The following is an 11746-nucleotide window of genomic DNA, read 5'->3' as shown; positions in this document are numbered from 1 at the left end:
TATTTACTTAGTATAGAATTATAATTTATTTAATAACACCAAAGCTATATGTAACATATTCTTTATAAGTGTCATTGGGCTTTAGCAATGTACTAGGAAAATTAAGTAAATTTGGCGTGTTTGGTAAATGTTGTGTTTCTAAACAAAATGCCGAATGTGGTTTGTAGGTAACCCCATATTTTCCAATAATTTTATTACTAATAGCATTACCACTATAAAACTGTACACTAGGTTGTGTTGTTGTAACCGTCATTGTTCTGCCAGAAGTAGGTTCAACAACTTCAATAACCGTTTTGCCTTCATTTAAATTCTTATTAAAAACATAGCAAAAGTGGTATCCGTTTTTATTAAATGTGCCAATATTATCACCAATTCTTGTAAGTTTAGTTAAGTCTTTTGGTGTGTTTACAACATTTTCTAGAGTACCAGTAGGTATTATGTCTTCATCAATAGCAGTAATATTGTCAGCATCAATTTTTATTTTATGATCATAAATGAGTTTATCTGTACCAGCTAAATTAAAGTAGCTGTGATGCGTTAAATTTACATGTGTGGTTTTGTCGGTCGTGGCTGTGTAGTCAATCCTTAAATCGTTTAAATTTGTTAATGTATACGTTACAGTACAGTTTAAATTTCCAGGAAAACCCATAGCACCATCTTTAGACAGGTAACTAAAGGTAACACCCACAGCATCATCGTTTTCAAAAGTGTTACCTTTCCAAACAGCTTTATTAAACTCTTGCCCACCATGAATATGATTATTGCCATCATTTTTTTCAACATGATATAAAGTGGAATCTATTGTGAATTGCGCCTTTTTAATACGGTTTGCAAACCTACCAATAGTGGCGCCAAAACAAGGATTATCATCAACATATTGTTGTAAATTATCAAAACCTAAAACAACATCGGTAAAGGTGTTGTTTTTATCAGGAACCGAAAGCGCTGTAAGTATGGCACCAAAATTAGTGAGTTTTGCTTCTGTGCCATTTTTATTGGTTAAGGTGTAAAGTTGTATTGGTTCATTATTAAAAGTGCCCCAGTTTTCAGTTTTTATACCTTTTTTTTGAGGTGTTGAACAGCTTACGCATACTATTAAAAGCACGCAAGCAATTAGTTTAAATGTTTTTAAAATCATAAAGTTTAGTTGTTTTCTGTAATAAATATACTAAACTTAAAACTTGTTTTTAAAAACTTAAGCTATCACCAACTTTTATGTTTAGTGTTTGTGTTAAACCTGCATTAATTTCAAGAACATACTTTGCAGGTGCGTTTGATGGTAACGAAGTTTCATCAAAAGGTTTTGCGTTTTCTTGAATACTTACAATGGTTTTAGCTGCATTTACATAAATAATATCTAAGGGTATTTTAGTGTTTTTCATGTAGAAATACCGTTCGGTTTCATCATTAAAAACAAATAGCATACCTTGGTTTTGTGCCATTGAGGTACGATACATTAATCCTGTTTGAATATCAAAATCAGTATCAGCTATTTCAATATCAAAATTAATTTTTGAAGTATCAGGTGTTTTTTTATGTATTGTAAGTTCACCTTCTTTGGTAAAAGCAACCTTAGTTTGCGAAACTATTTTTTTATCGTTTTTACATGCGGATAATGCTATAAAAACTAAACAGAAAACAAGATGTTTTATGTGCATTATTTTACGGTGTTTTTTTGTTTGAAACCAAACATAAAATAAAGTCCAATTAAAATAAACGGAATGCTTAACCATTGGCCGGTGTTAAAGCCAAACCAATTTATGTACTCGTCTCCTTGTGGTTCTTTAAAGAATTCAACAATAAATCTAACCGTCCATAATAAAATTAAAAATAGGCCAAATAAAAAGCCGGTTTGGTCCTTTTTAGTTGTTTTGGAGTAGAAAAACCACAGTATTAAAAATACAATTATATAACAAGCAGATTCATATAATTGCGCTGGGTGGCGGTAAGGAACTTTGTTTAATAATTCGGCAAATTGCGGATTTTCGGTTACGGCGTTGTATGCCTTTTGAACATCTTTTATACCTGTTAATTTTACAATTTGGCTTTTATAATATTCATCTTGAATAAAACGAACACCTAGAGGGAAATTACCTGAAACTTTTCCTATTATTTCAGAGTTTATAAAGTTTCCTATTCGTATAAAAACAGCACCACTTGCTACCGAAATTACAATTCTATCTAAAATCCAAAGCATTGATTTATACTTGTATTTTCTGCGGTATAAATACATGCCAATAATAATACCAATAGCAGCACCATGACTTGCAAGCCCTTGAAATCCGGTAAATTCTATGCCGCCTTTAAATTTAAAAGGTAAGAAAATACTAAAAAAATCATCATCAATAAGTTCAGATTGGTAAAATAATACATGCCCTAGGCGCGCACCAATCATGGTGGCTAAAACGGTGTAAATAAATAAAGGATCTAGATAAGTTAATGATACTTTTTCTTTTGTGAAAATACGTTTCATTATATACCAACCAAGTATAAAGGCAACTACCCACATAAGGCTGTAAAAATGAAGTTTAAAATTACCAACAATATCTATTCCTGTAATAGGGTTCCAATCAAATTTTAATGCTTGCATGCTTGTGTTTTTTGCGCTGTAAATATACGTGTTTGCTGTAACTTAAGTGTTAAAAAAATGTTGGGTTAATTAATACTTAAAACTTCTACTTCAAAAATTAAGTTTGATTTTGGAGGAATACCTCTGTTGCCTTCTTCACCATAGGCTAAATGATAGGGTATAAAAAGGGTTGCTTTGTCTCCAACGTTAAGTTGCTTTAAGCCTTCTTTAAAGCCTGGAATCATTTGCGCATCTGCACTTATGCTAGCAATAATTGGTTGGTATCCGTTGGCTTTTTTTCGTTTTTGGTTTACGACGTTTTGTTTTGTTGCAATTTCTAAACTACTTGTTTGTAGTAATTGGCCATTTTCAAAATATACAGCGTAATGTGTTTTAACATCAGCGTCTGGAGGTAATTTTGGCCCATTGCCTTTTTTAGTGATGTAGTATTTTAAACCAGATGGTAATGTTTTAGCTTTTGCTTTTTGTTTTTCAAAATGTTTTTTGGTTTCTTTTAATAGGGCTAAGGCTTTTTCTTTGGCTTTCTTTTCTTTTTTAGCTTCAGCAATAAAATGGTTTTTAAATATTGTTGGAGCATCAAACGTTTTAGCGTCTTTGCCTTTTCTAATAATATTTACAGTTTCAATACTAATGGTTTCAAGTGGTTTATTATTAGCATCGGTTTTTACGTTAGATATGCTATCTTGTATTTCTGTGCCTTCAATTAAATGACCAAATACGCAATAACCGCTATTAAGGTCTGGTCTTGCAACTTCAGTAATGTAAAATTGACTACCATTGGTGTTTGGGCCAGCATTGGCCATGGCAATAACACCAGGTTTATTGTGGTTTAAATCTGGGTGAAATTGATCATTAAACCTGTAGCCTGGGTTGCCTAAGCCGTTTGCTAATGGGTCTCCTCCTTGAATCATGAATGAGTCTATAACACGATGAAAAATGAGTCCGTTATAAAACTTTTTACCCAAATAAACGCTATCTACAAGTGTATTTGTGCCTTCGGCTAAAGACACAAAATTAGCTACCAAAACAGGCGCTTTCTTGTAGGCTAATTTAGTTAACATGGTGCCTTTGGTTGTTTTAATTTCGGCATAAATACCTTCGTCTAAATTTTCATAAGAAGATTTGCATGAAATGAAAACTATGGTTAACACCAGTAAAAACAGCTTAAATTGGGGGCTTAATTGCATGTTTAGTTTTGGCTTTTGGTTATAGAGTTTACAGTTACTTCACAAATTAAAGGTACATTAGTGCCAATTTTATTTTCATCACCATAATAACCGTAAGCTTTTTGTGATGGAAATAAGAAGGTAACAGTTTCTCCTGTTTTCATAAGTTTTAAACCTTCGCGTAAGCCCGTGAATAATTCTTCTTTATCCATGGCGTAATTTTGAGTTTTAGTATCGGTTTTACTGTAAATTATATTGCCATTTAACGCTTTAACATTATAATTGTAGTTTACAATGTCTCCAAATTGGGCTGTAAAAAGTGTATCTGCTTCAGTTTTTGTATTGTAATAGTACCAAAAACCACTTTCTGAGGCTATATAATTTTTGTTGCTTTCTTGCATTATTTTTTCAATAATAGCAGTTTCTTTAGCGTTTAAGGCTTTGTTTCTGGCAATAGATGCATTAATGAATGATCCTGATTTTGAAGTAATAGGCCTACGAGCCTCGGGTGTTTTACAGCCAAAAATTAGTAATACTATAAAGTAGGTAATGTATTTATGCATTGTTTAGGGCTTTGTTATATGTTGGTAAGATACTAATAAATTTTTCAACAGTATCTTTTAACGTCAAATAGCTTTTTCCGCCAGCAGCATTAGTATGTCCGCCACCATCAAAGTGGGCTCTAGACATTTCATTAACCGAAAACTCACCTTTTGAGCGTAATGATATTTTAACAATACCTTCTTGTTTATCTTCTATAAAAATAGCAGCTAATACAACTCCATTAAGTGATAATCCATAGTTTACAACACCTTCTGTGTCACCTTTTGTGTAGTTGTAAGTGTTTAAGTCTTCTTGAGAAAGTACAATGTAAGCAGTTTTTAATTCTGGTATTATTTTTAAGTTATTTAAAGCACAACCTAATAATTGCAACCTGTTGTAGCTATTGGTGTCATAAATATTATTGTGTATTTGGCTGTTGTTTGCGCCTTTTTCAATAAGTGTGGCTACAACTTTGTGGGTTGTGCTGGTTGTTGATGAAAACCTAAAAGAACCCGTATCTGTCATAATTCCTGTGTATAAACAAGTGGCTATATTGGCATTAATGGTTTCTAAATCACCAAGCATATCAATAAAATGGTAAACCATTTCGCAGGTTGAACTCATGCTAACATCACTATAGGTGTAAGTGGCATAATCATCGGGAGCCTGGTGGTGATCTATCATTATTTTTAAAGCGTTACTATTAGCCAAAATGGTTTGCATATTGCCTGTTCTATGAAAGGCATTAAAATCTAAAGTAAAAATTATTTCGGCTTCATTAATTAAAGCATCGCATTGTTTTGTTTGGCTATCATGCTTTAAAATGGTTGATTCACCGGGAATCCACTTTAAAAAAGTAGGATAATCATTAGGTGTAATTACGCTAACGTTATGGTTGAATTTATTTAAATAATGAAATAAGCCAAGGGTAGAGCCAATAGCATCTCCATCTGGGTTTTTATGTGGTACAATTACAATTTTTTTAGGTGTAGAAAGTAATTGTTTTATGTTAGGAATATCTTGTTTTATCATAATTAGCGAATATACAATTTAATAACATATGCTTTAAAGCAATAGTTTTACTTTTGCATTAAAATTAATGAACATTAAATAAATAGCGTAAATAAATATAAAACAGTATTTTTGCGCAAAATTTTAAAAAACAAATGGCAACAAATAGAACATTTACAATGCTTAAGCCAGATGCTGTAGAAAAAGGGCACATTGGCGCAATATTAGAAAAAATTTCAGCTTCAGGTTTTAAAATTGTAGCTATGAAATTAACACAAATGACTAAAGGTGATGCTGAAACGTTTTACGCTATACATAATGAGCGTCCGTTTTTTGCAGATTTAGTTGAATACATGACGCGTGGACCAATAGTAGCAGCTATTTTAGAAAAAGATAATGCCGTTGAAGATTTTAGAACTTTAATAGGAGCAACAAACCCTGTTGATGCTGCTGAAGGTACTATTAGAAAATTATATGCAGAATCTATAAGTGAAAATGCTATTCATGGAAGCGATAGTGATGAAAACGCAGCTATTGAAGGTGCTTTTCATTTTTCAGGTAGAGAGCAGTTTTAATACAACATGTTATAAAAAAACTAAGCCCGCAATTGCGGGCTTTTTTTGTAAATAATAAGTAATACTATATGTTAAATTACCTTTACGTTTACTGCGTTTAAGCCTTTTCTACCTTCCTGTAGGTCAAACTCTACTTCATCTCCTTGCTTAATCTCGTCAACCAATCCAGAAATGTGAACAAAATGTTCTTTTTGTGAACCTTCTTCTACAATAAAACCAAATCCTTTAGTGTCATTGAAGAATTTAACTGTTCCTTTACTCATTTTAAATAAAAATTAAATTAATACTGCTGCTAAGGTAGTGTTTAAAACAATTGTAAATCATTAATTTACGTTATTTTTTAATATTTTTTTTTAAGCTTTGCTTATAGCCTTTAAAACAAGGGGTTGTAAGAGGTTTTTTATTTGTTGAGGTTGTGCGCTTTTTAACGCAAAATTAATTTTTTAACAATTTCTTTACCTAGCTCTTCGTTAATTAACGATATAATTTTTTGTTTTCCGTAGCTAAGTTCTTCTCTTAAAACACTAGAACTTAGTTGTACATACAGTGTGCCGTTTTGTATTGTTATAGTATTTGTGTAATTGTTTACGCCATTACCCATTAATTTTGCCCAAGCATCGGCAACGTTTACTTTATCTAACCCTTTGTCTAGCTTGTTACTTTCAACAAATTCTTTTAAAGCGTCTTTTATACTTATATGTTCGCTATGGCGTTTGGGCATGGTTTTTAAAGCTTAAGTGTGTGTAGTTTTTACCTAAGATTTAATAAAAAACAAGCTTAGGTTTATAATTTTCAAAAGTACCAAAATTTTAAATGGTAACATGTTAAACTATAATTTAAAAATTTCAAAAGATTGATGCACTTGTTTTACAGCATTTTCAGTTCTATCGGCGTGGGTATCGCTTATAAATAATTGCCCAAAGTTTTCATCATCAACTAATTTAATTATTTGCGCTACACGTTGTTCATCTAATTTATCAAAAACGTCATCTAACAATAAAATAGGGTTAACGCCACTTTGTGCTTTAATAAAATCAAACTGAGCCATTTTTAGTGCTATTAAAAAAGATTTTTGTTGACCTTGGCTACCAAATTTTTTAATAGGGTGAGTTTCAATATCAAAACTTAAATCGTCTTTATGTATACCTACACTGGTGTATTGTAATGCCTTGTCTTTATTTATTACTTGTTTTAACAAGGTGTTTAAATCATTATTAAATAAATGGCTGTTGTAAACCAAATCTACGGTTTCATTACCGTTGCTTATTGCTTTGTAACGTTCTTTAAAAATAGGAATAAAGGCACTTAAAAAAGCTTGTCTTTTTTCAAAAATATGCGTGCCAAATTCTGTGAGTTGTGTGTTGTAAACGTCTAAAGTATCGGCGTTAAATGTGTGGTTTAGCGCAAAATATTTAAGTAAGGCGTTACGTTGTACTAAGGTTTTGTTGTAATTAATAAGATGGTTTAAGTATGTTTTATCGCTTTGTGAAATTACGCTGTCAATAAATTTTCTTCTGGTATCACTACCTTCAATAATTAAGTTTCTATCTGCGGGAGATATAATTACAAGCGGTAAAAAACCAATATGCTCACTAAATTTATCGTAGGCTTTACCATTTCGTTTTATAACTTTTTTTTGTCCGCGTTTTAAGCTAACAACAATTTTTTCTGGTTTATCATTTTTTGTGTATTCACCATTAATAACAAAAAAATCTTCGCCATGTTTTATATTTTGAGAAGCTATTGGGTTAAAATAACTTTTACCAAAAGAAAGGTGGTAAATAGCATCTAAAACATTGGTTTTACCTATGCCATTGTTGCCAACAATGCAGTTTATCTTTTCATTGAAAGTAAACGTTTTACTGTCAAAATTTTTATAGTTAAGTAATGAAATGGATTTTAAAATCATATAACCAAAAGCAGTTTTTTAATGGTTTTTATGTGAAAACCTTCAAAAAGATGTGCAAATTATTGAAAAATATCAAATAAATAGCCTTTTAGTTATGAAGAAAAATTATATTTTTGCGGCGCATTAATTTAAAATATATGGCAACGTACAAGAAGAGAGGATACAAACCTACAACTAAAGTTGAAAAACAACATGATATTGAAGAAAGCTCTACAACTGCAGAGGTTTTTAATACTTTAGATGAAGGTGCTTCAAAAACAGAAGCTTTTGTTGAAAAAAACCAAAAATACATTTTCATAATTATTGGCGTAGTAGCTGCTGTTGTTTTAGGAACCATTGGTTATAGAGAGTTTATAGCTGGCCCAAAGCAAACTACTGCTATGAATGATATGTTTCAAGCACAAAAATATTTTGACCAAGCAACTACAGCCGTTGAAAAAGATTCACTTTATAATTTAGCATTAAATGGAGGTGAAGGTAAATATGGTATGCTAGATATTATTAGTGAATATAGCGGAACCGACGCTGCTAATTTAGCAAGCTACTATGCAGGAACAGCGTATTTAAGATTGAAAGATTATGAGAAAGCTGTAGAATATTTAAGTGATTTTGAAAGTGACGATGAAGTTTTAGCACCTTTAGCAAAAGGAAACATTGGTGATGCTTTTGTGCAGTTAAACCAACCAGAAGATGCTTTAGGATATTATGAAAAAGCAGCTAATATGAGAGATAATGAGTTTACAACGCCTATGTATTTGTTTAAAGCTGGTAACATTGCTTTAGATTTAGGAAAGGCAAGCAAAGCATTATCATACTTTGAAAAAATAAAAACAGATTACCCAAATGCTACAGAAGCTGCCAATATTGATGCATTTATTGGTAAAGCCCAAGTATTGGCAAGTAAATAATATTGCCTAACTTTGTAGTTTATAAGCTAATTCAAAATTAATTTTGAAATTTTTATGGCAACGGTAAACAAAAATCTATCAGATTACGATAAAACAACAATCCCAAACGCGAGTAAATTCCGGTTTGGGATTGTTGTTTCAGAATGGAACAACAACATCACCGAAGCACTTTACCAAGGTGCGCATGATGCTTTAATTGAAAATGGCGCTTTACCAAGCAACATTATACGTTGGGATGTTCCTGGAAGTTTTGAGCTTATTTACGGCTCAAAAAAAATGCAAGAGCAAATGGTAAACGTCGTTATAGCAATAGGTAGCGTTATACAAGGTGAAACTAAACATTTTGATTTTGTTTGTGAAGCAGTTTCTCAAGGCATTAAAGATTTAAATGTAAACAGAGAAACACCTGTTATTTTTTGTGTGTTAACAGATAATACAATGCAACAAGCCATAGACCGCGCTGGAGGTAAACATGGTAATAAAGGAACCGAAGCTGCTGTTGCTGCTATTAAAATGGCAGAATTAAGAAAAAATAGTTAATATCTGCCTGTTTTCATAACTTTCTGTTAAGTTACTAAGGTTCTACTTTTAACTTCAAACTATAGTTTGTATTTTTGAAAGTACAAGTATTACTTATTTTGTTTAAGCAGCGTAAACATAGAACGTTTAATTACAAGCCAAGGTTTTCAAAAGAACATGAGCCTGAAGATTCAATAAACATTGAATCTAAGCCCGATTTTATTTCTAAATGGAAAGCTGCCAAAGATGGCAAACGCAAAGTTAAAGGTGTATTGCCCGTAAGAACCCTAATTCTTGCTTTGGTATTATTATTGATTCTCATGTATGTATTAGAAAAAAAATACATGTAACTCACAAAAACAACACATTATGGGACTTTTAAAAACGCGAAAAAACAAAAAATTTAGTTATTCGCCACGTTATTATAAAGGTGAAGGTAACCCTTATGAAATTAAACATAAATTTGATGAGCATAGAACCACCATTGGCAGCAATAACGGTATAAAAGCAAAATTTAATAATGCATTAAACGATTACAAACATAACCCAGATAAAGAAGCAGATAAACGCGTGCTAATAATTATTGGTATACTAGTATTAATTTTCTTGTTTATTATTGGGTTTGATTTATCTATTTTCTTTTCAAAATAATAAATGGCAGACATTATACAGCTATTACCTGATCATGTTGCAAACCAAATAGCTGCTGGCGAAGTTGTACAAAGGCCAGCATCAGTTGTTAAAGAGTTATTAGAAAACGCTATTGATGCAGGTGCTACAACCATAAAATTAATTATAAAAGATGCAGGCAAAACCTTAATTCAGGTTATTGATGATGGCAAAGGTATGAGTGTTACAGATGCCCGTTTGTGTTTTGAACGTCATGCTACTTCAAAAATTAAATCGGCTGATGATTTATTTCAACTCAATACCAAAGGTTTTAGAGGCGAAGCCTTGGCTAGTATTGCGGCCATTGCACATATAGAATTAAAAACTAAACAAACCGGTGATGATGTTGGTACCGCTATTGTTATTGAAGGAAGCACAGTAACATCTCAAGAGGTTGTTGTTACACCACAAGGCACTTCAGTTTCAGTTAAAAACTTATTTTTTAATATTCCGGCACGTCGTAATTTTTTAAAATCAAATGCGGTAGAGTTACGCCATATTATAGATGAATTTCACCGAGTTGCTTTAGTGCATTGTAATATTAATTTTGCACTTTACAACAATGGAAGTGAAACCTTTAACTTACCCGTTAGCAACTACAGGCAACGTATTGTAAATATTTTTGGTACAAAAACCAATGAAAAATTAGTGCCTGTTGAAGAAGATACCGAAGTTTTAAAAATATCAGGTTTTGTAGGAAAACCCGAATATGCTAAAAAAACAAGAGGCGAACAGTACTTTTTTGTGAATAACAGATTTATAAAAAGTGCCTATTTAAACCATGCCATAGCATCGGCTTTTGATGGTTTGTTAAAATCTGGTACACATGCAAGCTACTTTTTAAACCTAACAGTAGACCCGCAAACTATTGATATTAACATTCACCCAACAAAAACCGAAATTAAATTTGATGATGAGCACACGCTTTATGCCTTATTGCGCTCTGCAGTAAAACACAGTTTGGGGCAATTTAATATAGCACCTGTTTTAGATTTTGAACGTGATGCAACCTTAGATACGCCGTATAATTTTGAGCGTAAACAAACCAATTCTCCTACTATTGAGGTAGATAGAAGTTTTAATCCGTTTATTGCAGATGATACGCCCATAAAAACACCATCATCAACTTCAACCAATTATTCTTATAAAAAAGAAAAAACGAGTAATTGGGAAGGTTTGTACGTAGGTTTAGAATCTAAAAGTAATAATGAACCACAAGAATTTAGCGAGGTTCATTTTGAAAGTGAACAAACTACAACTTCTGTTTTTAATGATGAAAAAGAAGTAGAGCATACACATACAACTTATCAGCTTCACAATAAATATATAGTAAGTACTATAAAATCTGGCATGTTGTTAATAGACCAACACCGTGCACACCAACGTATATTATATGAAGATTTCTTGAAAAATATGACAATAAAAGAAGCCGTAAGTCAGCAATTACTATTTCCTTTAGAATTACATTTTTCAGTACAAGAAATTGAAATTTTAAAACAATTAAAAGAAGATTTAGAGCATACAGGCTTTGTGTTTTCTAATGTTTTAAACGAATCTGTAGAAATTACTGGCGTGCCCGTTAGTGTACCAGAAAGTGAAGTGTCAATTATTTTAGAGCAGCTTATTAGCGATGTTGAAAATGAAGTGCCTAATGCGCATTTTAGCGCTACAGACTTGTTGGCAAAATCTATGGCAAAAAGCTTAGCTATTAAAACAGGGCAAAGCTTAAAAAAAGACGAACAAGAACATTTGGTAAATAAGCTTTTTGCTTGTAAAGAGCCTAATGTTACACCAACTAATAAAACAACATTTATAACTATGAGTGTTGATGAGTTAGATAAAAAATTTATTTAAAA

15 protein-coding genes are annotated in these 11746 nt (G+C 31.8%); 6 read left to right on the top strand and 9 right to left on the bottom strand.

Annotated elements, in window-relative coordinates:
- Positions 1–25: 25 nt before the first annotated feature.
- The 6 genes from ACXAG4_RS08235 to ACXAG4_RS08210 form a co-directional block, all read right to left on the bottom strand.
- Positions 26–1138, bottom strand: coding sequence for an aldose epimerase family protein (locus tag ACXAG4_RS08235; RefSeq protein WP_475295604.1), 1113 nt, complete (start codon positions 1136–1138; stop codon positions 26–28).
- 49 nt (positions 1139–1187) lie between these two features.
- Entirely contained in the window at positions 1188–1658 is a 471-nt protein-coding gene (locus tag ACXAG4_RS08230; RefSeq protein ID WP_475295603.1) for a DUF192 domain-containing protein, read from the bottom strand.
- Positions 1658–2590, bottom strand: coding sequence for a prolipoprotein diacylglyceryl transferase (gene lgt / locus ACXAG4_RS08225; RefSeq protein WP_475295602.1), 933 nt, complete (start codon positions 2588–2590; stop codon positions 1658–1660). Before lgt ends, ACXAG4_RS08230 begins: the two co-directional genes overlap by 1 nt.
- Positions 2591–2655: 65 nt before the next feature.
- Complete coding sequence (locus tag ACXAG4_RS08220; RefSeq protein ID WP_475295601.1) at positions 2656–3777, bottom strand: peptidylprolyl isomerase; 1122 nt, start codon at positions 3775–3777, stop codon at positions 2656–2658.
- 2 nt (positions 3778–3779) lie between these two features.
- Positions 3780–4319 carry a gliding motility-associated peptidyl-prolyl isomerase GldI gene (gene gldI, locus ACXAG4_RS08215; RefSeq protein WP_475295600.1) on the bottom strand — a complete coding sequence of 180 codons (540 nt, stop codon included), beginning with the start codon at positions 4317–4319 and terminating at the stop codon, positions 3780–3782.
- Complete coding sequence (locus ACXAG4_RS08210) at positions 4312–5331, bottom strand: DHH family phosphoesterase (protein ID WP_475295599.1); 1020 nt, start codon at positions 5329–5331, stop codon at positions 4312–4314. The genes gldI and ACXAG4_RS08210 overlap by 8 nt, the downstream gene beginning before the upstream one ends.
- Before the next feature lie 134 nt (positions 5332–5465).
- On the opposite strand from ACXAG4_RS08210, the gene ACXAG4_RS08205 reads away from it, so the two are divergent.
- On the top strand, positions 5466–5885 hold the full coding sequence (locus tag ACXAG4_RS08205) for a nucleoside-diphosphate kinase (protein WP_475295598.1): 420 nt from the start codon (positions 5466–5468) through the stop codon (positions 5883–5885).
- A gap of 71 nt (positions 5886–5956) precedes the next feature.
- On the opposite strand, the gene ACXAG4_RS08200 is transcribed toward ACXAG4_RS08205, so the two are convergent.
- The 3 genes from ACXAG4_RS08200 to recF all read right to left on the bottom strand — a co-directional run bounded on the left by ACXAG4_RS08200 (position 5957) and on the right by recF (position 7794).
- Entirely contained in the window at positions 5957–6148 is a 192-nt protein-coding gene (locus ACXAG4_RS08200; protein WP_147135520.1) for a cold-shock protein, read from the bottom strand.
- 161 nt (positions 6149–6309) lie between these two features.
- Complete coding sequence (locus tag ACXAG4_RS08195; RefSeq protein ID WP_475295597.1) at positions 6310–6606, bottom strand: DciA family protein; 297 nt, start codon at positions 6604–6606, stop codon at positions 6310–6312.
- A gap of 108 nt (positions 6607–6714) precedes the next feature.
- Positions 6715–7794, bottom strand: coding sequence for a DNA replication/repair protein RecF (gene recF, locus ACXAG4_RS08190; RefSeq protein WP_475295596.1), 1080 nt, complete (start codon positions 7792–7794; stop codon positions 6715–6717).
- Positions 7795–7931: 137 nt separating this feature from the next.
- On the opposite strand from recF, the gene ACXAG4_RS08185 reads away from it, so the two are divergent.
- From ACXAG4_RS08185 to mutL, 5 genes are all read left to right on the top strand, one after another.
- Positions 7932–8702 carry a tetratricopeptide repeat protein gene (locus ACXAG4_RS08185; RefSeq protein ID WP_475295595.1) on the top strand — a complete coding sequence of 257 codons (771 nt, stop codon included), beginning with the start codon at positions 7932–7934 and terminating at the stop codon, positions 8700–8702.
- A gap of 54 nt (positions 8703–8756) precedes the next feature.
- Positions 8757–9242 (top strand): 6,7-dimethyl-8-ribityllumazine synthase, encoded by a 486-nt coding sequence (ribH, locus tag ACXAG4_RS08180; protein ID WP_475295594.1) that lies wholly within the window; start codon positions 8757–8759, stop codon positions 9240–9242.
- 74 nt (positions 9243–9316) lie between these two features.
- Positions 9317–9571 carry a hypothetical protein gene (locus tag ACXAG4_RS08175; RefSeq protein WP_475295593.1) on the top strand — a complete coding sequence of 85 codons (255 nt, stop codon included), beginning with the start codon at positions 9317–9319 and terminating at the stop codon, positions 9569–9571.
- 19 nt (positions 9572–9590) lie between these two features.
- Positions 9591–9872: a riboflavin synthase subunit beta gene (locus ACXAG4_RS08170; RefSeq protein ID WP_475295592.1), complete on the top strand. Its 282-nt coding sequence runs from the start codon at positions 9591–9593 to the stop codon at positions 9870–9872.
- Between the two features lie 3 nt (positions 9873–9875).
- Entirely contained in the window at positions 9876–11744 is a 1869-nt protein-coding gene (mutL, locus tag ACXAG4_RS08165) for a DNA mismatch repair endonuclease MutL (protein WP_475295591.1), read from the top strand.
- The last annotated feature ends 2 nt before the right edge of the window (positions 11745–11746 follow it).

The organism is Seonamhaeicola sp. ABD4_175 (assembly GCF_056160885.1).
This window is presented reverse-complemented; position numbering and strand designations above follow the sequence as displayed.